Source organism: Streptosporangium becharense (assembly GCF_014204985.1).
Taxonomy (GTDB): Bacteria; Actinomycetota; Actinomycetes; order Streptosporangiales; family Streptosporangiaceae; genus Streptosporangium; species Streptosporangium becharense.
This window is the reverse complement of sequence record NZ_JACHMP010000001.1, coordinates 1,843,309-1,866,756: the sequence shown is the minus strand read 5'-3', so window position 1 is coordinate 1,866,756 and position 23,448 is coordinate 1,843,309. Positions and strand designations below refer to the sequence as shown.

Sequence of the window (23,448 nt, the reverse complement as noted above, 5' to 3'; positions counted from 1 at the left end):
CTGCGGGCGCCTGACCCCGCGTGGTGGGCGGCCGGGGGTCAGAGGAAGGTGCCGCGGACCTCGACGATGTCGGCCAGCGGGAACTCCAGGTAGTCGCCGGCCTCCTCGCACCACGCGTCGAGCACGCCGCCCCGCAGCTCGCCGTGGCTGACGGTGGCGGTGAGGCCGTCGGCCAGGGTGATCGCCGCCCGCACGCCGCGATCGACGACGAAACCGAGCAGCGACTGCTGGGCGGTCGGCAGGCGGGAGGCCATGCGGCCGATGACCGCCCAGGTCCTTCCGGCCGGCCGGACCGCCTCGCCGTCGGCGGTGAGCAGCCGCCGGGCGTGTTCCCGAGGGTCGGGCGGCGGCTCCGCCGGAGGATGCGCCTGCTGCTCCAGCTCGGCCACCCGGCCCCCGGGCAGCAGGATCAGCCGCCCGTGCCGCGGCTCCTCGATCCGGGCCCGGCGGACGGTGACCTCCCCGGTGTCCTCCACGAGGACGGGGACGTAGCCGTTCGCCCTCAGCGCGGCCAGGGTCTTGTCGGCGGGCAGCGCGCCGACCAGCACGGTCGGGGCGAGCAGGCGCAGCCCCAGCCCGTCCAGCCGCCGGTGTCCGGCGATCTCGGCCAGCAGCGCGGGGTCGGAGGCCTGCACGATGCAGGCGACCGAGGTCACGGTGACCTCGCCGTGCCGCCTGGCCACGTCGCGCACCAGATATTCGAGGGGCTGCGGCACCGAGCCCACCGCGGACAGGTCGGCCAGCAGGCCCTCGGCGGTGTAGCCGGAGTCCATCGCCCGGCGCACGCTGGCCGGGGTGAACCGCCACACCGAGGCCGTGCCGCGCGACTCGCGGTCGGCGGCCCGGTCGAGCAGTTCGGCCAGCTCCCCGGCGGGCGGCCCGGTCACCACGGCGGTGAGGTCGGCGCCGAACAGCGCGCTCCGCCGCACGCTGGCCAGTGCCCTGGCCGAACACTCCACCAGGGCCGGGTCGTTCTCCACCGCCGGTGCGGCGTCGTCCGCCTCGTGGCCGGCGTGGGCGTCCAGCGCGGCCAGAGCGCGACCGAGGTCGGTGATCGTGTCGAGCGCGACCAGCCCGAGCATCCGGGCCTCCTCCAGCACCGCGGGGGCACACTCGTCCAGGAGCGGCCGGTCGAGCAGCGGGGAGTGCCAGTGCGCGGACGCGACCAGGCCGGCCAGGTCGGTGCACGCCGTGCTCGCGGGCAGCCGGGCCAGCACGCCGAGCACCGCCCGCCTGACACGGGCGACCTCGGCGCCGGCCGGGTCGTCGCCCAGCACCGTGCCGTACCTGCCGCCGATCCTGCGCAGCGACGAGCGTTCCATCCGCCACCAGGCCGACAGCAGCACCCGGAGCCTGGCCGCCGCGTCGTCCAGCCGCCAGCGGTCGAACTTCTCGGTGGGCACCAGCCCGCCGGCCGACTCGTCCCAGGCCAGCAGCCTGGCCACGGCGCAGATCTCCAGCAGCAGCCGGGTCTCGTCCTCGTCGCAGCCGGTGTCCCTGGCCACCCGCCGGACCTCGCGCACCCCGACTCCGCCCGCCCGAAGCAGCGGCAGCGGGACCTTGGCGGTGTTCTCCAGCATCGCCGCGCAGCGCTCCACCACATGCGGCGCGGCCAGCGTCATCAGGTGGTCGACGGCCTCCGGGTCGACCGGGACCGTGGCGAGGTCGGGCGGGACGGGGGTGAAGGGCGGGCGGTGGCCGGGGCCGCGCGGCGCGTCGGCGTCGGCGGTCCGGAAGGCCGGGTGGCGGGCCGGCGGCTCACCCGGCCCGCAGGGGGTGTCCCACCGGCGGGCGAGTCCGGCGGCCACGTGGACACGGCCCTCGGCGTCCGGCCACGCCAGCGCGTGGTCGTGGAGCAGGCCGAGCCAGGGCGTCACCTCGGCCTCCGGCACGCCCAGGAACCGGGCGACCGCCCCCGGCGTCGCCTCCTCGCCGAGCGCCAGCGCCACCTGCGCGACCTGGAGGGAGGGCAGCGGCAGACCCCGTATGACCTCGATCGTGGTGGGCCCGCCGCCCAGTCGTTGCGCCAGGGTGTCGAGGCGGCGCGGCCACGGCGGAGCGATGGCGTCCAGCCGGTTGGCCAGCACCCGGGCGAGCCGTTCTTCGTCGAGGGTTTTCAACCAGCCGAGCAGATGATCGTCCATCTCGCAGCTCTCTCAGGAACCTCACGCGGGGACTCTCCGTGAGCCATGAACAACCACGGTAATGCAGAGGGCCGCGCCGACGGCATGCACAACGCAGAATGCAACACGTTATAAGGCCGTCCCATCCCGCCGGTCCCGGGACCGGCGGGGCTGGAGGGGGTGGTCCCGGGACCGCGGGGTGGGAGGGAGGGCGGTCCCGGGACCGGCCGGCGCCGGATGAGGGGAAGGGGCGGCGCCGTCGGAGGGTGGCTCGGTGGGCCGTCCGGTCAGGGACGCCCGGGGCGGTCCGGAGCCTCGCAGGGGACCGACTGCAGGACAGCCCAGACGATCTTGCCGTACGGGGCGAGGGGGGCCCAGCCCCAGCGCAGGCTCAACGACTCGACGATGTGCAGTCCGAGGCCGCCGACGTCGAGGGGGGAGGACTCGCGAAGCGCGGGAAAGCCCGCTCCGGGGTCGTTGAGCGTGCAGGTGACCAGGGAGTCCCGGCGGATCAGCGAGAGCCGGATCGGTTCCTTGGCCCGCGCGCGCTCGGCTAGCCGCAGGCCGTGCCGGAAGGCGTTGGTGGCCAGCTCCGAGACGACGAGTTCCATGTTCTCGCCCAGCTCGGTGAGACCCCAGCCGGTAAGGGTGCCGGTGGTGAAGCTGCGGGCGGAGTGGACGGATTCGACGTGCGGAGGGAGGACGAAGGTGGCGCTGGCCGTGGCTTCCGGCGATCCGGGGAGGAGATCACGAGCGGAGTCGGGCCACCAGCCGAGCGGGGGCCACCAGTCGAGCGCCGTCCAGGACGTTGACGCTCGGCGGGGCGCGGTTTGGGCGGACTGCACAGTCGCAATCATGGTCCAAACTCCTGTGCAGGTGCAAGAGCGAATGCACGTGCATAAGGTGTGTGCAACCGCTACCGTTACCCCTGATCCGACAACTCCACAGGAAGGGGATCTTGGACGCGGCCAGGGGATCTTGGGCCGCAGAAGTGACAAACTGTCGATCAGGAAAGCGAGCGAGGAGCACCACGTGTCCATGGACCCGCCCGGTACCGGTTCCACCGTTCGGCGCATCATGCTCGGCGCGAGCCTGCGCCGGCTGCGTGAGGAGAAGGGGCTCACCCGCGAGGCGGCCGGATTCCACATCCGGGCCTCCGAGTCCAAGATCAGCCGCATGGAGCTCGGCCGCGTCGGTTTCAAGACGCGTGACGTCGAGGACCTGCTCACCCTGTACGGCGTGCTCGACGACGCGGAACGGCGCGGCCTGCTGGAGATGGTCCGCGAGGCGAACACCCCTGGCTGGTGGCACAAGTACGGCGACCTGTTGCCGAACTGGTTCACCACCTATGTCGGGCTGGAGGAGGCGGCGAACATGATCCGCACCTACGAGGTGCAGTTCATCCCCGGCCTCCTGCAGACGTCCGCCTACGCGCGCACCGTGATCCGGTTGGGCTACCCGGACGTGCCGGAGGCGGAGATCGAGCGTCGTGTGCACATGCGTATGCAGCGGCAGGATCGCCTGACGAAGAAGGAGGGCCCCCGACTGTGGGCCGTCATCGACGAGGCTGCCCTGAGACGCCCCATCGGAGGCGGGGAGATCATGCGTGAACAGCTCCAGCATCTGCTGGAGGTGACCACGCTGCCCAACATCACCATTCAGGTGATGCCCTTCCGGTTCGGTATGCACGCGGCCGAGGGTGGCGCGTTCAGCATCTTACGGTTTCCTGAGTCCGACCTGTCGGACGTCGTCTATGTCGAGCAGCTCTGGGGTGCCCTCTACCTCGACAAACGTGAGGATGTCGATCCGTACCTCACGGCCATGGAGCAGCTGTGCGTGGAAAGCACCACGCCTGGGGGCACCGCCGAGATCCTCGGCGACCTTCTCAGAGAGATGTAAATGGAGAAGACCTACAACGGCATGCCCGCAGCCGACCTTGCCGGGGCCAGCTGGCGTAAGAGCCGCTACAGCAACTCGACGGGCAACTGCGTCGAGCTCGCCGAGTTGCCGGACGGCAGCATCGCCGTCCGCAACTCGCGTTTCCCGGAGGGGCCGGCCCTCATCTACACGCGTGACGAGATCCGTGCCCTCGTGCTCGGGGTGAAGGACGGGGAGTTCGACAGTCTTACGGTGTAACACCGTTTTTACATCCGGCCGCTCGTCTTAACGGCGGCGCGCCGATGATGTAACCGGGGGAGGGGGTCGGCACGGCAGAGTTCGAGCCCGGAGAGATTGGGGGCTCAAGACCGTGCTCGACCAGATGACCTTGTATCCGGTGGCCGACGACGTGCTCTTCGCACCGGGCGGACGCGTCGTGATCCGCACGTACGGCGTCGCATCGGCGGCCACGGAGGACGGCGCGACCACTCCGGTGTCCTACCGCACATGGGTCACCGGGGTGCGCGACCAGCCCCGCTACTGGCACTGGGGTCACTTCGAGGACGCCTGTCACGGCCACCGCAAGGTCCTCGAATGGCTGACCGGCCGGGGGCCCCAGCCCGCGACCGCGGCCGCCTGAGGGCACCCGCCGGCACCTACCGGTATCGGCGGATACCTACCGGCACCGACCGATACCGCCAGCACCTGCCGGCGCCCGGCGGTACGGGCCGGCACGGGTCGGCACGGGTCGGCACGGGTCGGCTCTGTACGGGGTGATCCTCCTCGACTATGGTGCCAACCAAGCAACCGCTTGGGTCGAGGAGGCGCTCATCGTGCGGCGAGGCATCTACCTGATCGAAGAGGTCGACTTCCGGCCGATGAACTCCCGCAAGCCGCTGGAGTACCTGAGCTGGCTCACCCGCTACAAGGATGAGGACCGGCTTCTCGACGCACCCGAGCTGACCCGGGGCCTGTCGATCAGGTCGCGGCAGATCGACCTCGCCGGCGCCTTCTACGCCGTCGGCATCACCGGGCACCCCCAGTTCAGGGCCGTCACGCTCTGGGACTGCCACGGCGGCTGGGACGGCGGCTGGCGCCAGATGATGGAGATCTACGACGGCGTCGACGGCAGGCTGTTCCTGTCCGACATCGACGACCTGCGCTTCTCGGCGTTCTCCCGGCCGCTGGGCGCCGTGCGCGGCAGCCCGGCGTTGGCCGACCTCGCCGCGGAGGGCTACGCCGCCCCCTTCTACCTGTTCGAAAGCGCGCAGGTCCGTCCCGGCGCCGCCCTCGACTACCTCGACGCCGTCCGCGAGGAACGTGCCCCGCTCCTCGCCGACCACGGCCACCGGCCCGTCGGCCTGTACGAGGTGCTGTTCTGCGACACCGAGGTCGTTACCGTCTGGGGTACGTCCCTGGACGACCACCTCGCCCTCCAGCGGGCCAGGGACGCGGCCCTCGGCCTGGACGACGAGGCCGAGCCGGACGGGCGGTTGCTCGACTGGAGCAGGCGGGCCAGGGACTTCCTGACGGGCCCGTGGCGGGAGACCCTGCTCGCCCCCTTCCCCGGCTGCCGCCTGTCCCCGCTCCCGGCGGCCGGCCGGGAGCGGGAGGCGGCGGCCGGTCCGGAGCGGGAGGCGACGGCCCGTCCGTGACGAAGCGGGTCGCGCTGGAGCGGGTCATCGACCTGGACATCCGGTTCGACGTCCACCGGCCCTCGATCACCCGGTTCGATGTCCACCGGCCCTCGATCACCCGGTGACCGTCGCGGGGAACGCTCTCGGTCAGACGGGGGCGTTCCAGGTGAGGGTGACCGGCTCGCCGTGCTCGAAGCCCAGCCGGGAGTAGGTTCCGGTGTCCAGGCGGAAGAGACGGCCGTCCTGCGGGGGCAGGCCGAGCCAGCGGGCGCACAGCACCCGCAGGAAGTGCCCGTGGGCGACGAGCGCCACGTCGCCCGCGACGGCCCGCGCGCGGGCGATCACCCGGTCGGCGCGGGCGCCGACCTGTTCGGCGCTCTCGCCGGGGTGGGCGGTGTCACCCGGGACGACGCCGTCACGCCACAGGTACCAGCCGGGGCGGGTCTCGCGGATGGACGGGGTGGTGATGCCCTCGTAGCCGCCGTAGTCCCACTCCCACAGGTCCGGGTCGGTCTCGTAGTCGCGTAGACCGGCCAGGTCGGCGGTGTCCCTGGCCCGGCGGGCGGGGCTGACCAGGACCAGGTCGAAGGCGCGGCCGTCGACCAGCGGCGCCAGCGCCCGCGCCTGGCCCTCGCCCCTGGCGGTCAGCGGCAGGTCGGTGCGTCCGGTGTGCCGGCCGTCGCGGCTCCACTCCGTTTCGCCGTGTCGCAGCAGAATCATCTGGTTCATGATGGGACCATCATGCCGGTGCCTCCCGCGCCGCGTTCCGGCCGCCCCGCCGGTCCCGCCGGTCCCGCCGTCTCCGCGTTCCGACCGCCCCGCCGGTCCCGCGCGCGGCGGTCAGCGTCCGGCGAGCTCCTCGACGACCGGGCTGAAGGCGTCCAGGTCGCGCTCATGGTGGAGCACGAAGTACGACAGGTCGTGCGTGTCGCGCCAGTGGCGGAGCTTGTCCACGATGTCGCGCCGGGTGCCGAGCAGCACCTGGGGCGTCTCGTCCTGCCGGGAGGAGTCGGCGGCGCTCCACGGCTCGCCCTCCCTGCGGACGCCGAGTTGCTGGACGCTCGTGCCGAGCTCGATCCGGTCGTAGCGGCCGGTCGCGGCCTTCCGCACCACGTCGATCTTGGCGAGGAAGGCGGCCAGGCCGCCGTCCGTCCCGTCCGGGCCGGTGCCGTCGGCGCGCACCCGCATGCCGAGGTTGATCACGTCGGCCTCGCGGGCGGCCAGCCGCAGCATGCGGGGTCCGCCGCCGCCGAGCAGCAGGCGCGGGTGGGGGCGGCGCCACGGCTTGGGAGTCTGCTCCAGACCGGTGATGCGGTAGTGCTCGCCGTGGAAGGTGAACGGGCCGTCCGCCCACAGCCCCTTGAGCACGGTGATCGCCTCGGCCAGCCGGCCGACCCTGACGCCGGGGGGCTCGAACGGCAGCCCGGCGCCGGCGTAGTCGGCGGCCATCCAGCCGGTGCCCAGGCCCAGCTCCAGCCGGCCCTCCGACAGCAGGTCGACGGTGGCCGCCTCCTTGGCGAGCACGGCGGGGTGGCGGAAGTCGTTGGCGACGACCAGGGTGCCGACCCGCAGCCGGGTGGTGGCGCACGCGGCGGCGGTCATCGCCGCGACCGGCGCGAAGCGGGGGCCGACCAGGTGGTCGGGGACGAGCAGCGCGTCGAATCCGGAGCCCTCCAGACGCCGGGCGGTCTCGGCCCAGGCCCGAGCCGAGGGGGCCCCGCGGATCACGGCGGCGAACCGGAACGGGCGGTCCATGGGCACTCCCCGGGTTGTCACCAAGCGCTTGTCGGCCACTATCCGGGAAACCCGCCGCGGACTCAACCTGTCATTACCAAGCGCTTGCTTTAGTGAGCCGGAAGGTCCGACACTGAGCCCATGGCTGACAACCCCCCGGTTCGTGACGTGACCGACGACGAGGTCGCCTTCTTCCAGGACAACGGCTGGGTGCGCCTGCCGTGCCTGGTCGAACCCGGCCGCGTGGCGCTGCTCCGCGACCGGGCCGCCGGCCACCTGCGTGCCCGCCCCCAGGCGGTCGCCTCCAGGGTCTCCAGAGTCGATGAGGCGTTCGGCCAGTCCAGGGACATCGCCGGGACCGACGAGCACTTCAGAGCCCTGGCCTTCGCCCCGGCGCTCGGCCGCGGCGCCACCCGGCTGCTGCCCGGGGTGACCGGGGTGCGGATCCAGGTGACCAACCTGCTGATCAAGGAACCGGGCGGCGGGCACGGGGCCACCGGGTTCCACCAGGACTTCCCGTGGATGCCGATGGACCGCTCCGCCATGCTGACCGTCTGGCTCGCCCTGGTGGACGTCCCGGCCGACATGGGATCGCTGCGCTTCGTCAGCGGCTCCCATCGCCACGGCCTGCTCGGCCGCTCCTTCGCGAGAGACGGTGACGACCAGCTCAGCCAGCACCCCTGGCTGAGGGAACTCCGGGTCTCCCCGCCGCTGGACCTGGCCGCGGGCGACGCCACCGTGCACCACGCGCTGACCGTGCACGGCGCTCCGGCCAACCACGGCAACACCCCCCGGCTGTCGTTCACGGTCACCTACTTCGACGCCGACGCCCTCTACACCGGCACCCCGTACCGGCAGACCGACGGCCTCGGGCTCACCGTCAACCAGCCGTTCGACCACCCCGCGTTCCCCCTCGTGGCGCACACGTGACGGCCGTCGAGACGGTCGGCGGACCCGTCGCGGACCTGGGAGCCACACTCATGCACGAGCACGTCTTCGGGCTCAGCCCGGAGATCCTGTGGAACTGGCCGGACATCCCCGAGGGGTGGGACCAGGAGCGGCGGGCCCGGGAGGCGGCGGCCGAGCTGGACGACCTCAAGCGGCACGGCATCGACTCCATCGTGGACCTGACCGTGGTCGGTCTCGGCCGTTATGTGCCCGCGGTGCGGCGGGTGGCCGAGCTGACCGACGTCAACATCGTGGTCGCCACCGGCCTGTACACCTACGACGCCCTGCCGCCCTACTTCGGCAACCGGGGGCCGGGCTCGTTGTTCGGCGGCGTGGACCGGCTCGCCGAGTTCTTCGTCCGGGACATCACCGAGGGCATCGGCCGCACCGGCGTGAAGGCGGCCGTGCTCAAGTGCGCCTCCGACCACCTGGGCATGACGAAGGGCTGCGAGCGGGTCTTCCGCGCGGTCGCCGAGGCGCACCTGGAGACCGGGGCGCCGATCTCCACCCACTCGCACAGCGCCTCGGCCGGGGGCCTGGCCCAGCAGAGGCTGCTGGCCGGGATGGGCGTGGACCTCACCAGAGTGGTCATCGGGCACGCCGGGGACTCCACCGACCTCGCCTACCTGGAGGAGCTGATCGCGAACGGCTCCTACCTGGGCATGGACCGGTTCGGCATCGACACGATCAGCTCGTTCGAGGACCGGGTGTCGGTCGTCGCCGAGCTCGCCGCCCGCGGCCACGCCGACCGGATGGTGCTGTCCCACGACTCGTACTGTTTCAACGACCGCTTCGACCGCGACGTGGTCCGGCGGCGCCACCCCGACTACCACCTGCTCCACATCTCCCGGGACGTGCTGCCCGAACTGCGCAGGCGGGGCGTCACCCAGGAGCAGATCGATCTGATGCTCACCGTCAACCCCCGGCAGATCCTCGCCCGGCGAGGGCCGTCCCGAGAGGCACGTCATGATCACCGCTGAGGACTTCGACGTCAGCGCGGCCTGGCACGTCGCCGCACCCTACGACTTCCTGCGCCGACTCCGTCACGAGCGTCCCGTCTTCCGCAGCGAGCACCTGGGTGCCCACGTCCTGACCCGGTACGAGGACGTGCGCGCCGCCTACGGCGACCCGCGGCGCTTCTCCTCGGCGGGTTCGCTGACGATCTCACGCAGCCTCGCCGACGGGACCAGGCGGGTGCTCGGCGAGCACGGCTCGTTCCTGTCCAGCTTCGTGGCCAACGTCGACCCGCCCGTCCACACCCGGCTGCGCCGTTCGGTCTCGCGGGCCTTCACCCCGCGCGCGGTCGCCGCCCTGGAACAGCGCTTCCGCGACCTGAACGAGGAGGTGCTCGACCGGGTGGCGTCCCGGGGCGGCGGCGACCTGGTCGCCGAGATCGCGCACATCCCGTCCATCAAGCTCACCGCCCGTTTCATCGGCGTCCCCGAGGAGGACGAGCGGTTCGTCCAGGAGCACGTCAAGGACTGGTTCCAGCTCTTCCTGTCACCGCAGCCACCGCAGCGCCAGCTGGTGCTGGCCGAGAGCTTCCTGACCTACCTCGACTACGTCGACCGGCTCGTCGCCGCCCGCGCCGCCGAGCCGGAGGACGACTTCGTCTCGCTGATGACGGCCCTGATCGGCACCGAGCTGTCACACCGGGAGGTCGTCGAGCTGATCTCCACGATCCTGCTCGGCGGCAACGACACCGTGCCCAACCAGCTCGGCAACAGCGTCCTGCGGCTGCTGCGCGAGGGCGTCTGGCCGGTGCCGCCCGAGCTGGTCCGCAACGCGGTCGAGGAGTGCATGCGCATCGACGGCGCCAGCCTCGGCTCCTTCCGCCACACCACGGTGGACGTGGAGCTGCACGGCGTGACCGTCCCCGCGGGATCCCTCTGCCTGCTGTCCACCGACTCCGCGGCCCACGACGAGACCGTCTTCGACGAGCCGGAGCGGTTCGTGATCGACCGGGGCAACGCCGACGCGCACATGACACTGGGCTACGGCATCCACTTCTGCGTCGGCGCCGCGCTCGCCCGGCTGCAACTGCGCACCGCCCTGGAGGTGCTGGGCCGGCGCCTGCCCGGCCTGCGCCTGGACCCGGACGCCCCGCCGCCCGCCTACCGCACGTCCATCGTGGGCCGTGGCCTGACCGCGCTGCCCGTCCGGTGGTGACCTGCCCCGCGGCGCGTCACGGCGACCCGCCGGGTGACGGCGGCGGCCCGGCCGGACCGCCGCGCACCGGCCGGAACACGCGATCAGGGGGCGGGGGCGTGAGAAACTGAAGCGGTGACGGTATCTGTGGGCCTGGTCGGCGCCGGGCCGTGGGCGGAGATGGTGCACGCGCCGATGCTGGCGGCCGGGCCGAACACGCGCCTGGCAGGGGTGTGGGCCCGCCGCCCCGAGGCGGCCGCCCGGTTCGGGGCCCCGGTCTTCGAGCGCGTCGAGGAGCTGTTCGACAACTGCGAGGCGGTCGCGTTCTCCGTCCCGCCCGCCGTCCAGGCGGAGCTCGGCGTACGGGCCGCCAAGGCGGGCAAGGCGCTGCTGCTGGAGAAGCCGCTCGCGGCCGACCTCGACGGGGCCCGCCGGCTGGCCGAGGCGGTCGCCGAGGCCGGGGTGGCCTCGCAGATGGTCCTCACCTGGCGCTACTCGTCCGCCATCCGCGCGTTCCTGGCGAGGGTGTCGGCCATCGAGCCGTTCGGCGGGCGGGCGGCCAACATCTCCGGCGCGATGCTCGGCGGAGCCTTCGCCACCTCGTGGCGCCTGGAACGCGGCGCGGTGCTCGACGTCGGCCCGCACATGATCGACATGCTGGACGCCGCACTCGGCCGGGTCGTCGGGGTCCGGGCCCACGGCAACCCGCTGGGCTGGGTCGGTCTGCTGCTGGAGCACGAGAGCGGCGCGGTCAGCGAGGCCTCGCTGTGCATGAGCGTGCCGGGCGAGTCGCCGCCGGCCAGCGTGGAGGTCTACGGCCGCCTGGGCCGGGAGGCCGTCGACGGCACCCGTCTCGGCTCCGACGTCTTCCCGCAGATGCTCGCCGAGTTCGCGGTGACCGTGCGGCGCGGGGGTCACCCGCTGGACGCCGCGCACGGCCTGCGGCTCCAGGAGATCATCGCCGCCGCCGAGGAGCAGCTCGGCTGAGCCGCCACCGGGACCCTTGACTCCGGGCCGTCCGGAGCGATTGATAGCGTTCGTTCGACGCGCAGCGAGAGCGAAGTCCGGTGTGAGTCCGGCGCTGTCCCGCAACTGTCATGGCCCCGACGGGCCGAGCCAGGTCGCCTCCGCCGCGCCGACGCCGTCAACCCTCGTGGAAAAGGGTGACCCGTCCGTGTTCCCGGGTCTCTCGGTTCCGGCAACTGAAAGGACCTCGTGTGAGGCCCCTGTCCACCGCACTCGCCGGTGCCCTGTTCGCCGCCCTCTCCCTGGCCGGATGCGGCGGGCAGGGCACCGCCCCCGCCCCGTCCGGCGCCTCCGCCCCGCCCGCGGCCCCCGCCCCGTCCGGCGCCTCCGCCCCGCCCGCGGCCCCCGCCTCGCCCGGCGCGGCCGGGTTCCCCGTCACGGTCGAGGCGGGCAACGGATCCGTCACCGTCGCCGCCCGGCCCGAGCGGATCGTCTCCCTGTCGCCCACCGCGACCGAGAGCCTGTTCGCCATCGGCGCCGGGCCGCAGGTGGTGGCCGTGGACGACCAGTCCGACCACCCCGCCGAGGCGCCGAAGAGCGACCTGTCCGGTTTCAAGCCGAACGTGGAGGCGATCATCGCCAGGAAGCCCGACCTGGTCGTGCTGGCCAACGACGTCGACGGCGTCGTGGCCGATCTGGGCAAGGTGGGCGTCCCCGTACTGCTCGAACCCGCCGCCACCAAGATCGACGAAGCCTACGACCAGATCGCCGACCTCGGCGCGGCCACCGGCAACACCGCCAAGGCCGCCGAGGTCGTCGCCGGGATGAGGAAACGGCTCGGCGAGCTCGCCGCCGCGGCGCCAAAGGATGCGAAACTCACCTACTATCACGAGCTGGACAGCACGCCCTACACGGCGACCTCCGCCACCTTCATCGGCCAGGTCTACGCGCTGTTCGGCCTGACCAACATCGCCGACAAGGCACCCGCCGCCGCCGGCGGCTACCCCAAGCTGGCCGCCGAGTTCGTCCCCAAGGCCGACCCGGACCTCATCTTCCTGGCCGACACCAAGTGCTGCGGTCAGTCGAAGGAGACCGTCGCCAAGCGACCCGGCTGGTCCGGGCTCTCGGCCGTCGAGAACGACCAGGTCGTCCCGCTCGACGACGACATCGCCTCCCGGTGGGGGCCGCGCGTCGTCGACCTCGCCGAGCAGGTCGCCACGGCCGTCGAGAAGGCCGCGGCCGGGTGACCGTCCGGCCGGGCACCGCGGAGCGCCGGCCGGACGGACGGCGGGCGGCGCCCCGGGCGGCGCCCCGGGCGGCCCGGCTCAGTCCGTGGGTCGCGCTGGGCACGGCAGGAGCGCTGCTGGCGAGCATGCTCACCGGGCTGCTCGTCGGCGCCGCCGAGATCCCCCCGGGAAGCGTGCTGCTCCAGCTGCTCGACTGGCTGCCGCGCGTCGAGGTCGACTCGGGGCTCGACCAGGGCGAGCTGGGGGTGCTCGCCGAGCTGCGCCTGCCCCGGGTCCTGCTCGCCGCGACCGTCGGCGGGCTGCTGGCCATCGCCGGCGCCGGCTACCAGGGCGTCTTCCGCAACCCGCTGGCCGACCCCTACCTGCTGGGCGCCGCCGCCGGCGCCGGCCTGACCACCACGGCGGCGATCGTCTTCACCCGGGGGGACGGGGAGGCGTTCCTCATCCCGGCCTCCGCGTTCGCCGGGGCCGTCGGCGGCGTCATGCTCGCGTACACGCTGGGCAACACCGCGGGCCGGGGCGGCGGCGTCGCCACGCTCGTCCTGGCGGGGGTGGCGGTCTCGTCCTTCCTCGCCGCCGTCCAGACGTTCCTGCAGCAACTGCGGGTCGAGGAGCTCCAGCGGATCTACGCCTGGATCCTCGGGGACGTCGGCGGAGGCTGGGAACAGCTCGCGCTGATCGCCCCGTACGCCGCCGTCTCGACGGTGATCCTGCTGCTCCACGGCCGGTTGCTCGACGTCCTCTCGGTCGGCGATGACGAAGCGGCCACCCTGGGGCTGAACGCCGCCCGGGTCCGGCTCGTCGTGCTGTTCGCCGCGTCCCTGGCCACCGCGTCGGCCGTGGCGGTCAGCGGACTGATCGGCTTCGTCGGGATCGTCGTCCCGCACGCCGTCCGGCGCCTGGCGGGCGGCTCCTACCGGGTCGTGCTGCCGCTCTCGCTGATCGGCGGCGGCGCCTTCCTGGTGCTCGCCGACCTGATCGCCCGGACCGCGCTCGCCCCGGCCGAGCTGCCCATCGGCGTGGTGACGGCCTTCGTCGGCGCGCCGTTCTTCGTGGTGGTGCTGCGCATGACCAGAAGGGCGGAGATGTGAGCGCCGGGGAACAGGAGGAGACGGTCGCGGGGGAGCAGGGAGAGGCGACCGCGGAGACGGCGGAAGACACGGCCGTGACCGCGGGGAGGCGGGGGGACGGGCCCGTGGCCGACGGAACGCCGACAGACGGCCGCCGGGCGGGCGGCCTGCGGGTCACGGGCCTGTCGGTCGTCCTGGACCGGCGGACCGTGCTGTCCGACGTCGGGTTCGACGTCCGCGCCGGAGGCTGGCTGGCCGTCGTCGGCGCCAACGGCGCGGGCAAGTCCACCCTGCTGCGGGCGGTGGCCGGAGTGCTGCCCCACGCGGGGGAGGTGCTCGTCGACGGCGCGCAGGTCCGGCGGCTGTCCCCGAGGAGGCGGGCCAGGCTGATCGCCTACGCCCCGCAGTCGCCCGCCCTCCCGGCCGACATGACCGTGTTCGACTACGCCCTGCTCGGCCGCACCCCGTACATCCCCTACTTCAGCCGTGAGGACCGCCGCGACCGGGAGGTCACCGCCTCGGTGCTGGAGCGGCTGGACCTGACGGAGCTGGCCGCGCGCCGACTCGGCCACCTGTCGGGCGGCGAGCGCCAGCGGGTCGTGCTCGCCAGGGCACTGGCCCAGCAGGCCCCGGTGCTGCTGCTCGACGAGCCCACGACGGCCCTGGACCTCGGGCACCAGCAGCAGGTGATGGAGCTCGTGGACCGGCTCCGGCTCGCCGACGGGCTGACCGTCGTCACGACCCTGCACGACCTGAGCCTCGCCGGCCAGTACGCTGACGCGATGGTGCTCGTCTCGGGCGGCCGGATCGCCGCCGCCGGCGCTCCCGCCGAGGTGCTGACCGGGGAGCTGATCGGTGAGCACTTCGACGCCCGCGTCCGGGTCTCGACCGGCCCGGGCGGCAGGCCCGAGGTCCATCTGGAGCGCCCGTGAGAGCGGGTCGCGCACAGCCGCTCCGGGCACCTTCGGCGCCGGATCCCGCGGCAGGGGGCGTCACCTCCCTCGAAACCTCCCCCGGAGCACCCGTGAAGCTGAGCCACCGCGTCGAGGACGGGGCCCGGCTGGCCTCGCTGCTGTGGGAGTTCGGGCCCGGCCGGCGGGCGATCTCCTCGGCCGTGCTGGGCGGCGGCATCGGCCCGGTCTCCTGGGCGCTCAACGCGCAGGTGGTCGCCGGGTACTCACGGATGGACCCGGTCGCGCACCTGCGGGAGCTGGCACCGCCCGGTCCCGGCGTCGGCATGCTCACCGCGGCCTCGGTCGAGCGGTTCACCCGGGCGTGCGACGGGGGAGCCGAGGCCGTGGCGACCGTCGGCCTGCGCGTCCCCACCTGGGCCGCCGCCCCCGAGGGCGTCCCCGACCCCGAGCCGGCCCCCATGCGTCTGCCGGGCACGATCAACATCATCGTCGCGGTCCCGGTCTCGATGAGCGACGCCGCCCTGGTCAACGCGGTCATGACGGTGACCGAGGCCAAGGCGCAGGCACTGGCGGAGATCGGCTTCCCTGGTACGGGCACCGCCTCCGACGCCGTCTGCGTGGTCGCCCTCGACCGCGTCCCCGCAGGCCCCGAGGAGCCCTTCGGCGGCCCCCGCTCCACCTGGGGAGCCCGGATCGCCCGCGCCGTCCACGCCGCGGTGCTCCGGGGAGCCCTCGACTGGGCGGACCGTGACGGTTCGGCTACCTGAGGTGAGGTGATTATCGGAAGTAGCATGTGCGTGGAAGCGAGACTCCCGATACTGGGCAGGTGACCGCGATGGCGACGACGGAGCCGACGACCAGGCGGACGGTTCTTCAAGGAGAGCCGCCGTTCACTGTCGACGACCTGCTGAGGTTCCCCGACGACGGGAACCGTTACGAGCTCTTCAACGGGAGCCTACTGGTGAGTCCCTCTCCCACCCCCATGCATCAGTTTGTGAGCCTACGTCTCGTTCGGATTCTGGAAGACGCCGCACCGGCGGAGTTCCAGCCCCTCCAGGAGGTCAACCTCCGGGTGGGCCGCCGTGACTTCTTCATCCCCGACCTGGTCGTGGTGCCCGCGGCGGCGGTCGCGGAGACGGAGCTGATGTTCCGGCCGGAAGACGTCCTGCTGGCCGTCGAGATCGTCAGCCCGACCACCGAGGCACGCGACCGCCACCTCAAGAGGGCCGCCTACGCCGCCGCGGGCATCCCCGTCTACTGGCGGGTCGAGCTGGGGGAGGGGCCGTCGATCCACGTCCACGAGCTGGCCGGTGACGAGTACAAGCCCGCGGAGAGACACGAGGCGGGGGAGACGGCGGCCCTGCTCGCCCCCTTCGAGGTGCGGTTCGACCCCGGAGCGCTCCTCCTGCCCCGGACGTGAGCCCGGTGGGCAGCCCGGTTGGCGCGGCCGCGTCGCGGGTGCGCCGGCGAGGGGGAGGCGTGCGCGGTCACGGGGGAGTGCGCAGGCCGGTGCCGTCGGGGCGGAGGACGACGCCGTAGTCGGCCAGGGCACCCGCGGGGGTGACGCGGCCCGTTTCGAGGTCGGCCACGACCTCCGCCACCGGGCGTTCACGCGGCGGGCCGATGCCGCCGCCGCCGGTCGTCTGGATCACGAGGGCCTCCCCGGCGGCGAAGCGGGCGTTGTTGACCTTGGAGGGGAGGCGTTCCAGCGAGCCGTCGGGGTGCCGCCGGTAGAAGCCGCCGAGCCTTCCCGGCAGGCCGCCCGACCGGCCGGGCGGGGCGTTGCGCAGCCGGTCGCCCCGGGTGGTGACGTGGGCGTCGGCCAGGAAGCGGATCACCGTCCGGGAGCCCAGGCCGCCGCGGTGGCGACCGGGTCCACCGGAGTCGGGGACGATCTCCACCGATTCCACGACCAGCGGGCAGCGGGTCTCCACCGGTTCGACCTGCGGCACCGAGTTGCGGCCGACGCCGAAGTGCACGCCCGTGGCGTCCGGCCCGTCCTTGCCCTGCCGGGCGCCCACCCCGCCGAAGTCGTAGGACAGGTGGATCCAGTACGGCGCCTCGACGGCCGCGACGGAGAAGGGTTGCAGGATTCCGCTCGCCGCGATGGCCCGCTCCGGCATCGCGTCCGACAGCGCCTGGAAGACCGCCTCCATCGCCGCGTAGATCGGGACGAACCGGCCGCCGCACGGGTAGGGGGAGCGCGCGTTCAGCAGCGAGCCCGGCGGCAGCCGCACCTCGATCGCCCGCAGGCAGCCGTCGTTCATCGGGATGGCCGGATCCAGGAAGCAGCGCATCGCGAACACCGCGGCGGCCAGTGACTGCGACGCCGAGGCGTTGATCGCCGCGGGGACCTGCGGGCCGGTGCCCGCGAAGTCCAGCACGGCGGCCCCCGTCTGCGGGGTCAGGGTGACCGCGACCCTGACCGTGTGCGGGGTGGCCGGATCGAGGCCGTCGTCGTCGATCGGGTAGGACGACTCGTGGCGGCCCGCGGGCAGGGCGGAGAGGGCCGCGCGGGTGCGGGTCTCGGTGTGGTCCAGGTAGTCGTCGACGCCCCTGGCGAGCCCTTGCGGGCCGTACTCGGCGAGCAGCGCCTCCATCCTGGCGGCGGCGACCGCGGTGCCCGCGACCAGGGCCCGCACGTCGCCCACGACCTTGTCCGGGGTGCGGCTGTTGGCCCGCAGGATCGCCTCGACCGCGGGTTCCGGGCCGTGCGCGGTGGCCAGCCGGACCGGCGGGAGCTGCAGGCCCTCGGCGAAGACGTCGGTGGCGAGCGGGGCCATCCCGCCCGCGGACAGACCACCGAGGTCGGAGACGTGGATCATCGTGGCGGTGAAGTAGGCGGGTGCCCCGGCGACGAAGACCGGCCGGTAGACGAGCAGGTCGTTGGTGTGCACCCCGCCCCGGTACGGGTCGTTGAGCGCGAACACGTCGCCGGGACGCATCGAGGCGGCGGGGATGTCCGCGAGCAGCTCGGGCAGGGCGACCTTCAGGGCCATGCTGTTCATGAGCGTGGTGGCCGTCGACTGCGCGACCAGCCGTCCGCGCGCGTCCAGGATCGCCGCCGAGGCGTCCGACCCCTCGACGATGAACGTCGAGTAGGCCGACCGCACCACCACGATGCTCGCCTCCTCCGCCGCCACGACCAGCGCGTTGCGCAGCACCTCGGCGGTCAGCGCCTCGGCCGCCGCGCTCATGTGCCCGCCCCGGTGAGGACCACGGCGTCCTTCCGCCCTGGCCGGGCCGTCCACCCCGGCGGTACCACGATCGTCGACTCGGCGTCCTCGACGATCGCCGGCCCGGTGACCGCCCCTCCGGGCGCCCGCGCGAGACAGGCCCGGGTGAGCACCGGCACCGGGACGTACCCGCCCGCCTCCGGGAAGTACGCCCGCCGCGTCGCCGGAGGCCACGGCGGGTCCGGGCGGCGCCGGGGGTGCGTGGGCGGGGGCCGCCGGGCGGGCGGGGGATCGGGGGCGGCACGGGTGACGCGGACGCGGTAGCTCACGATCTCGACGGGTCCCTCCTGCTCGATCCCGTACACCTGCCGGTATCCGGCGAAGAAGCGCGCGGCCAGTTCGCCGGGGGAGTCGCTCCAGGGCACGGTCAGGTCGTGGGCCTGCCCGGCGAAGCGGACGTCGGCCGAGCACGTGACGGACACGCCGGGGGAGCCGAGGTCGGCGTCCAGGTCCGCCGCGGCCGCCTCGGTCAAGGAGGCGAAGACCCGCGCGGGGTCGGCGTCCAGGGCGGACAGCACCCGGTCGGCGGACAGGTCCGCGGTCAGCAGGCCGGCCGCGGAGCCGACGCCGCAGTACGCGGGCACGACCACGGTGGAGATGCCGAACCGGGAGGCGACCCGGGCCGCGTGCATCGGTCCCGCCCCGCCGAAGGCCACCATCACGAACCCCCTGGGGTCGATGCCGCGCTGCACGGTCACCACGTGGACGGCCGACCCCATCGAGGCGTTGGCGATCTCGTGGACGGCGTACGCGGCCTCGGCCCGGCCGACCCCCAGCGGTCCGGCCAGGTGGCGGTCGACGGCCTCGCCGGCGAGGTCCGCCGACAGCGGCACCGTCCCCGAGGCGAAGGACGCCGGGTCCAGGTAGCCGAGCACCAGGTTGGCGTCGGTCACCGTCGGCTCGTCACCGCCCAGCCCGTAGCAGGCCGGGCCGGGCTCGGAACCGGCCGAGCGCGGCCCGGCCCGCAGCGTGCCCGCCGCGTCCACCCAGGCGACGCTCCCGCCGCCGGCTCCCACCTCGGCCAGGTCGACGGCCGGGGTCTTGATCGGCACCCCCGTCCCGGCGCGGCGCCCGCCGAAGCTGCCCCGGCCGCCGACGTGGAACTCGTGGGTGATCTCCGGTCTGCCGTCCCTGATCACGCAGGTCTTGGCGGTGGTGCCGCCCATGTCGAAGGAGATCGCGTCCGGGTACCCGGACGCGGCGGCGGCCAGCACCCCGGCGGCGGGTCCGGACTCGATCGTGGCCACGGCACGGCGGGCGGCCAGTTCCGCCGACATCACGCCGCCGCCGGAGTCCATGACGTGCACCGGGGCGGTGATCCCGATGCCGGCCAGCCGCGAGGCCAGGCGCCGTAGGTATCCGGCCATGACCGGCCCGACGTACGCCGACATGATCGTGGTGGTCGCCCGCTCGTACTCACGCAGCTCGGGCCAGACCTCCGAGGAGATCACCACGGTCGGAACCGAGACCCGAAGGATCCGCGCGACCCGCTGTTCGTGGGCCGGGTTGGCGTAGGAGTGCAGCAGGCAGACGGCGGCCGTGGTGATGCCCCGCCGGGCGATCTCCGTGCCGACCCCGGCCACGGCCGCCTCGTCGAGCGGTTCGAGCACCTCGCCCCGGCTGCCGATCCGTTCGGGCACCTCGAAGCAGTCTCCGGCGGCGACCGGCGGGGCGGGCGGGTCGAACCACAGGTCGTAGCGGTCCTCCTCGACCCGGGCGTACCGGCCCAGGGGGATCGCCGAGCGGAAACCGCGGGTCGTGACGTAGGCGACCCGGACGCCCCTGCGTTCGAGGATCGCGTTGGTGGCCAGTGTGGTGGCGTGCACCACCCGGGTCACCGAGGAGGGGGCGGTGTCACCGAGGACGGCGGTGATCCCCGCGACGACCCCGTCCGCCGGGTCGCCGTGGGTGCTCAGGCGTTTGGCCACGGAGATCTCGCCTCCGGGCCCGCTGAGCACCACGTCCGTGAACGTTCCCCCGACGTCGACCCCGATCGCGTGGCTCACCGGCGCTCCCCGTGATGTCCGAAGGTCCCGACGAACGGCAGGCTATTTCCCTAGCAAGCGCTTGTCTATGAGATGGGAGGTCCCGGACCGCGAGACGGAAAGAAAGCCAAGCCTTCATGCTCAGACGGTTCACTTATCGACTCCTCTTTGCGACCCTTGTCCTAGCCCACGTTGGGAGCGGCGATGCGGCGATTCGGTCCGGCACTGGTGGTGGCCGGTGGTCTCTGTCTGGCGGTCACCGCGGTGGCGCCCGCCCTGGCGCACGAGCACCCCAGCGGGATCACCGACCTGGTGACCCCCGCGGTGGTCCGGATCGAGGCCACGGCGAAGATCGACGTCACGCTGCTCGACCACCTCGGCGAGCTCATGCACGTGGAGCGCTCCTACGAGGTCCCGGTCGGCGTCGGCAGCGGCACCGTGGTCAGCCCCGAAGGGGGCATCGTCACGCTCACCGGCGTGGTCAAGAGCGACCGCGACATGCGGATCCACGCCGCCAACAAGATCTTCGCGGAGCACTTCAAGGTCGACATCCCAGGCGACTTCGAGCGGCACTCCGTCAAGGACGACCAGCTCAACCGTCACCTGCAGCAGTGCTACCCGCCCAAGGTGCCCACCGCCACCTGCATCTTCGACGTCACCACCGAGATCAAGGTCTTCCCCAACATCTTGCCCCCTGACAAGGAGGGGTTCACGGCCGAGATCGCCCACACCGGAAGCACCCCCGACACGCCAGCGGTGCTGAAGGTGACCGGGCACGCCGACGGCGGCGCGGGACTTCCCACGGCGCCGCTGGCCGCCGGGGTGCCGTCCAAGGAGGGCTCGCCGGTCGCGGTCGCCGGGTTCACCGGGCGTCCCGCCGCGAACCTGAAGGAGACCGTCGACATCGCCCACCTGCGGGCGGGCGGCTCCGGTGAGGGAGGCCGGGGGTTCAAGGACCCGGAGAACAAGGTCGACGAGCCCAGGAAAATCGGTGCCCTGGTCGACCGGGGATTGCGCGGCGGCCCGGTCATCGAGGACAAGAAAGGCGAGGTCGTCGGCCTGCTGATCGGCGGCGGCGGGGACGCCCGGATGATCGGCGTCCGCGAGGTGACCAAGGCGCTCGGCGAGGCGGGCGTGGTGCCCCGGCGCGGGCCGATCGACGTCGCCTTCGAGCAGGCGCTGACCCGTTTCCACACCAAGTACTACGGTGACGCGGTGCCGGCCTTCCAGCGGGTGCTGGAGCTCTACCCGGGGCACACCGTGGCCGCGGCGCACCTGAAGACGTCCCAGGAGAAGCGCGGCACCGCCGAGGATGAGGGGGTGAAGGCCGCGGTCCCCCGCGACACCCGCGCGCTGATCCCGCTGTGGCCGTTCCTCGCCGGTGGCGCGCTGGTGCTGGCCGTGCTCGGGATCACGGTGCTGCTGTGGCGCCGCAGGTCGGCCGGGCCCGAGCCCGAGGCGGAGCAGCCCGTGCCGGTCGGCGCTCACCCGTCCGCGCCGCCGGGAGCGCCGCCGCCGATGCCGCGGCGGCCCGCCTTCGACGAGAAGGCCGACCCCACGATCGTGGTCGGCCGGTCCTTCCCCTCGCTGCCCAAGGTCTCCACCTCACCCGGCCAGCCCGTGCTGGTCGCCCGCGAGGCCGACGCCAAACCGGTCGAGACCCCGGTGCAGAAGTACTGCACGGGCTGTGGAATGCGGCTGGGCCCCGCGCACAGCTTCTGCGGCTTCTGCGGCCAGTCCGCCAAGGCGTGATGTCCGTGAACGACAGAGCGCTGATCGGGCAGGAGATGGCCGGGTATCACATCGAGGACATCATCGGCAAAGGCGGCATGGCCGTCGTCTACCTCGCGGTCGATCCCCGGTTGAACCGCCGGGTGGCGCTGAAGATCCTCAACCCGCTCCTCGGCGAGGACGAGCGGTTCCGCCAGCGGTTCGTCCTCGAATCCCGCACGGTCGCGAGCATCGACCACCCCAACATCATCCCGATCTACGAGGCCGACGCCGCCGACGACGGCACGCTCTACATCGCGATGCGCTACGTCAACGGCCCCGACCTGCGCAGGCTCTTCTATGACCGGGGCCCGATGCCGGTCAGCCAGGTCAACCGGATCTTCGCCCAGGTGGCCGCCGCGCTCGACACCGCGCACGCCCACGACCTGGTCCACCGCGACGTCAAGCCCGCCAACATCCTCATCGCCGCGCACACCGAGGGCGACCACGCCTACCTCACCGACTTCGGCATCACCAAGCACCGCACCTCGATCTCCGGGCTGACCCAGACCGACCAGTTCATCGGCACCCCGCGGTACATGGCGCCGGAGCAGATCAACAAGGAGCGCATCGACGGCCGTTGCGACCAGTACGCCCTGGCGTGCGTGGTCTACGAGGCGCTGGCCGGGCGGTTGCCGTTCGAGCGCGACAACGAGATCGCCCTGCTCTGGGCCCACCTGGCCGAGCCGCCCACACCGCTCACCACGCTCCGTCCCGAGCTCCCGCTCCAGGTGGACGGCGTCATGATGCGAGCCCTGGCCAAGTCGCCCGAGCAGCGCTACGACACCTGCACCCGCTTCGTCGCCGAACTGCGCGACGCGATCAGCGGCTCCGACCACCCCTACCGGCTCGCGCGGCCCGAGACGCCGCAGAAGGCGCCGGCGGAGCGGAAGCCGGGCAGGCGGAAGAGGAAGGACGCGCAGACCGTCCCGGAGCCGGCCGGGGTGGCCGGTACGGCGGCCGGGGGCGGTGCGGCGGGCGCGGCCACGCGCGCGTCCGGCGCGAAGACGGGCAGGCGCGGCGGGAAGGGCGTCCTCGTCGGCGCGGGTGCGGCGGTGGTGGCGATCGTCGCGCTGGTGGCGCTGCTGGTGACGTTCCTGCAGGGTGGTGACGGCTGGAAGTCCTACCCGGGGTCACCGGCGGTGCCCATCGCGTTCCAGTACCCCGAAGGCTGGACCCTCCAGCAGCAGGCCGACGTGTTCGTGGTGGCCTCGCCCCGGGTCGAGGAGTTCCGCACGCTCTTCGGAACCCCGGTCACCGCCGACTGGGCGACCGTCAACGAGACCATCAAGAGCTCTCCCGAGGAGGCCACCGGCCTCTACTCGCAGACGCTCGACACCCTCGACCCCCGCGGCGGGCCCCAGCAGCTCCAGGAGACCCTGCAGTCGTCGCTGCCCGGCACGGTCAGTGTCTTCTCCGAGGTCGTCCAGGTGAGCGTGGGCGGGCAACCCGCCGTGCGCCTGGAGGGGTCGATCACCGACCCGCAGCGCGGCGGGCAGCTCGACTTCACCGGGTGGGCCGTGGAGCTGCCGGAGGAGCCCGCGCTTATGATCTACTTCTGTGCCCCGGGGAGATGTGACGACACGGTGGCCAACCGGTTCATACGGAGCGTGTCGTTCGGGCGATCCTGACTTGCGGCAGACTTGTGAGCGGCTTGGCTGGGCGTTTTGTCCTGTATGCAAGGCTGTCGTGAGGGTTTAGTCTCCCCGCATGGCGGTTTCCGTGCCCTCTCCCCGGTATCTGCGCGTGATGCCGGGATCCGGTGCGCCGATCGGGCGAACCCGGGTACGAG

At 73.0% G+C, this 23,448-nt stretch carries 21 protein-coding genes; 15 read left to right on the top strand and 6 right to left on the bottom strand.

The window, feature by feature from the left end:
- Window positions 1-38: 38 nt before the first annotated feature.
- Window positions 39-2,144 (bottom strand): helicase-associated domain-containing protein, encoded by a 2,106-nt coding sequence (locus tag F4562_RS07985; RefSeq protein ID WP_184542151.1) that lies wholly within the window; start codon window positions 2,142-2,144, stop codon window positions 39-41.
- Between the two features lie 266 nt (window positions 2,145-2,410).
- Window positions 2,411-2,980: an ATP-binding protein gene (locus F4562_RS07980; protein WP_184542149.1), complete on the bottom strand. Its 570-nt coding sequence runs from the start codon at window positions 2,978-2,980 to the stop codon at window positions 2,411-2,413.
- Window positions 2,981-3,161: 181 nt separating this feature from the next.
- Here F4562_RS07980 and F4562_RS07975 point away from each other — a divergent pair, with 181 nt between their 5' ends.
- From F4562_RS07975 to F4562_RS07960, 4 genes are all read left to right on the top strand, one after another.
- Window positions 3,162-4,022 (top strand): Sco1979 family transcriptional regulator, encoded by an 861-nt coding sequence (locus F4562_RS07975; RefSeq protein ID WP_375782474.1) that lies wholly within the window; start codon window positions 3,162-3,164, stop codon window positions 4,020-4,022.
- A complete protein-coding gene (locus F4562_RS07970) occupies window positions 4,023-4,259 on the top strand; it encodes a DUF397 domain-containing protein (RefSeq protein WP_184542145.1) in 237 nt (78 codons plus the stop codon).
- Between the two features lie 124 nt (window positions 4,260-4,383).
- Window positions 4,384-4,641 carry a hypothetical protein gene (locus tag F4562_RS07965; protein WP_221207085.1) on the top strand — a complete coding sequence of 86 codons (258 nt, stop codon included), beginning with the start codon at window positions 4,384-4,386 and terminating at the stop codon, window positions 4,639-4,641.
- 193 nt (window positions 4,642-4,834) lie between these two features.
- Complete coding sequence (locus F4562_RS07960) at window positions 4,835-5,656, top strand: hypothetical protein (protein WP_311734017.1); 822 nt, start codon at window positions 4,835-4,837, stop codon at window positions 5,654-5,656.
- A 129-nt stretch (window positions 5,657-5,785) separates the two neighbouring features.
- Here the strand turns inward: F4562_RS07960 and F4562_RS07955 are convergent, their stop codons facing one another.
- Both F4562_RS07955 and F4562_RS07950 read right to left on the bottom strand, forming a co-directional pair.
- The gene (locus F4562_RS07955) at window positions 5,786-6,367 is read right to left on the bottom strand and encodes a histidine phosphatase family protein (protein WP_184542141.1); all 582 of its coding nucleotides are present in this window, start codon (window positions 6,365-6,367) and stop codon (window positions 5,786-5,788) included.
- Between the two features lie 111 nt (window positions 6,368-6,478).
- Window positions 6,479-7,393 carry a TIGR03621 family F420-dependent LLM class oxidoreductase gene (locus tag F4562_RS07950; RefSeq protein ID WP_184542139.1) on the bottom strand — a complete coding sequence of 305 codons (915 nt, stop codon included), beginning with the start codon at window positions 7,391-7,393 and terminating at the stop codon, window positions 6,479-6,481.
- A gap of 120 nt (window positions 7,394-7,513) precedes the next feature.
- Here F4562_RS07950 and F4562_RS07945 point away from each other — a divergent pair, with 120 nt between their 5' ends.
- The 9 genes from F4562_RS07945 to F4562_RS07905 all read left to right on the top strand — a co-directional run bounded on the left by F4562_RS07945 (window position 7,514) and on the right by F4562_RS07905 (window position 16,085).
- Window positions 7,514-8,302 (top strand): phytanoyl-CoA dioxygenase family protein, encoded by a 789-nt coding sequence (locus tag F4562_RS07945; protein ID WP_184542137.1) that lies wholly within the window; start codon window positions 7,514-7,516, stop codon window positions 8,300-8,302.
- Window positions 8,299-9,300: a phosphotriesterase family protein gene (locus tag F4562_RS07940; protein WP_184542134.1), complete on the top strand. Its 1,002-nt coding sequence runs from the start codon at window positions 8,299-8,301 to the stop codon at window positions 9,298-9,300. Before F4562_RS07945 ends, F4562_RS07940 begins: the two co-directional genes overlap by 4 nt.
- Complete coding sequence (locus F4562_RS07935) at window positions 9,287-10,489, top strand: cytochrome P450 (RefSeq protein WP_184542132.1); 1,203 nt, start codon at window positions 9,287-9,289, stop codon at window positions 10,487-10,489. Before F4562_RS07940 ends, F4562_RS07935 begins: the two co-directional genes overlap by 14 nt.
- A 114-nt stretch (window positions 10,490-10,603) precedes the next feature.
- Complete coding sequence (locus F4562_RS07930; RefSeq protein WP_184542130.1) at window positions 10,604-11,455, top strand: Gfo/Idh/MocA family protein; 852 nt, start codon at window positions 10,604-10,606, stop codon at window positions 11,453-11,455.
- A 230-nt stretch (window positions 11,456-11,685) separates the two neighbouring features.
- Window positions 11,686-12,681, top strand: coding sequence for an ABC transporter substrate-binding protein (locus F4562_RS07925; RefSeq protein ID WP_311734016.1), 996 nt, complete (start codon window positions 11,686-11,688; stop codon window positions 12,679-12,681).
- Window positions 12,678-13,772 carry a FecCD family ABC transporter permease gene (locus tag F4562_RS07920; protein ID WP_375782473.1) on the top strand — a complete coding sequence of 365 codons (1,095 nt, stop codon included), beginning with the start codon at window positions 12,678-12,680 and terminating at the stop codon, window positions 13,770-13,772. The genes F4562_RS07925 and F4562_RS07920 overlap by 4 nt, the downstream gene beginning before the upstream one ends.
- Complete coding sequence (locus tag F4562_RS07915) at window positions 13,769-14,683, top strand: ABC transporter ATP-binding protein (protein ID WP_311734015.1); 915 nt, start codon at window positions 13,769-13,771, stop codon at window positions 14,681-14,683. The genes F4562_RS07920 and F4562_RS07915 overlap by 4 nt, the downstream gene beginning before the upstream one ends.
- Before the next feature lie 92 nt (window positions 14,684-14,775).
- On the top strand, window positions 14,776-15,432 hold the full coding sequence (locus F4562_RS07910; RefSeq protein WP_184542126.1) for an adenosylcobinamide amidohydrolase: 657 nt from the start codon (window positions 14,776-14,778) through the stop codon (window positions 15,430-15,432).
- Window positions 15,433-15,500: 68 nt separating this feature from the next.
- Window positions 15,501-16,085, top strand: coding sequence for a Uma2 family endonuclease (locus tag F4562_RS07905; protein ID WP_184542124.1), 585 nt, complete (start codon window positions 15,501-15,503; stop codon window positions 16,083-16,085).
- 67 nt (window positions 16,086-16,152) lie between these two features.
- Here F4562_RS07905 and F4562_RS07900 read toward each other — a convergent pair whose 3' ends face one another.
- Both F4562_RS07900 and F4562_RS07895 read right to left on the bottom strand, forming a co-directional pair.
- Window positions 16,153-17,862, bottom strand: coding sequence for a hydantoinase B/oxoprolinase family protein (locus tag F4562_RS07900; RefSeq protein WP_184542122.1), 1,710 nt, complete (start codon window positions 17,860-17,862; stop codon window positions 16,153-16,155).
- Window positions 17,859-19,907 (bottom strand): hydantoinase/oxoprolinase family protein, encoded by a 2,049-nt coding sequence (locus F4562_RS07895; protein WP_184542120.1) that lies wholly within the window; start codon window positions 19,905-19,907, stop codon window positions 17,859-17,861. Before F4562_RS07895 ends, F4562_RS07900 begins: the two co-directional genes overlap by 4 nt.
- A 183-nt stretch (window positions 19,908-20,090) precedes the next feature.
- Between F4562_RS07895 and F4562_RS07890 the strand changes: the two genes are divergently transcribed.
- Both F4562_RS07890 and F4562_RS07885 read left to right on the top strand, forming a co-directional pair.
- Window positions 20,091-21,638 carry a S1C family serine protease gene (locus F4562_RS07890; RefSeq protein ID WP_184542118.1) on the top strand — a complete coding sequence of 516 codons (1,548 nt, stop codon included), beginning with the start codon at window positions 20,091-20,093 and terminating at the stop codon, window positions 21,636-21,638.
- Window positions 21,638-23,287: a serine/threonine-protein kinase gene (locus F4562_RS07885; protein ID WP_184542116.1), complete on the top strand. Its 1,650-nt coding sequence runs from the start codon at window positions 21,638-21,640 to the stop codon at window positions 23,285-23,287. Before F4562_RS07890 ends, F4562_RS07885 begins: the two co-directional genes overlap by 1 nt.
- Window positions 23,288-23,448: the final 161 nt, after the last annotated feature.

What these genes read in the sequence shown, in the direction of transcription:
- F4562_RS07985 (WP_184542151.1), bottom strand. Translation starts at nt 2,144, where the DNA reads ATGGACGATCATCTGCTCGGCTGGTTGAAAACCCTCGACGAAGAACGG.
- F4562_RS07980 (WP_184542149.1), bottom strand. Translation starts at nt 2,980, where the DNA reads ATGATTGCGACTGTGCAGTCCGCCCAAACCGCGCCCCGCCGAGCGTCA.
- F4562_RS07975 (WP_375782474.1), top strand. Translation starts at nt 3,162, where the DNA reads ATGGACCCGCCCGGTACCGGTTCCACCGTTCGGCGCATCATGCTCGGC.
- F4562_RS07970 (WP_184542145.1), top strand. Translation starts at nt 4,023, where the DNA reads ATGGAGAAGACCTACAACGGCATGCCCGCAGCCGACCTTGCCGGGGCC.
- F4562_RS07965 (WP_221207085.1), top strand. Translation starts at nt 4,384, where the DNA reads ATGACCTTGTATCCGGTGGCCGACGACGTGCTCTTCGCACCGGGCGGA.
- F4562_RS07955 (WP_184542141.1), bottom strand. Translation starts at nt 6,367, where the DNA reads ATGAACCAGATGATTCTGCTGCGACACGGCGAAACGGAGTGGAGCCGC.
- F4562_RS07950 (WP_184542139.1), bottom strand. Translation starts at nt 7,393, where the DNA reads ATGGACCGCCCGTTCCGGTTCGCCGCCGTGATCCGCGGGGCCCCCTCG.
- F4562_RS07945 (WP_184542137.1), top strand. Translation starts at nt 7,514, where the DNA reads ATGGCTGACAACCCCCCGGTTCGTGACGTGACCGACGACGAGGTCGCC.
- F4562_RS07935 (WP_184542132.1), top strand. Translation starts at nt 9,287, where the DNA reads ATGATCACCGCTGAGGACTTCGACGTCAGCGCGGCCTGGCACGTCGCC.
- F4562_RS07905 (WP_184542124.1), top strand. Translation starts at nt 15,501, where the DNA reads ATGGCGACGACGGAGCCGACGACCAGGCGGACGGTTCTTCAAGGAGAG.
- F4562_RS07900 (WP_184542122.1), bottom strand. Translation starts at nt 17,862, where the DNA reads ATGAGCGCGGCGGCCGAGGCGCTGACCGCCGAGGTGCTGCGCAACGCG.
- F4562_RS07890 (WP_184542118.1), top strand. Translation starts at nt 20,091, where the DNA reads ATGCGGCGATTCGGTCCGGCACTGGTGGTGGCCGGTGGTCTCTGTCTG.
- F4562_RS07885 (WP_184542116.1), top strand. Translation starts at nt 21,638, where the DNA reads ATGTCCGTGAACGACAGAGCGCTGATCGGGCAGGAGATGGCCGGGTAT.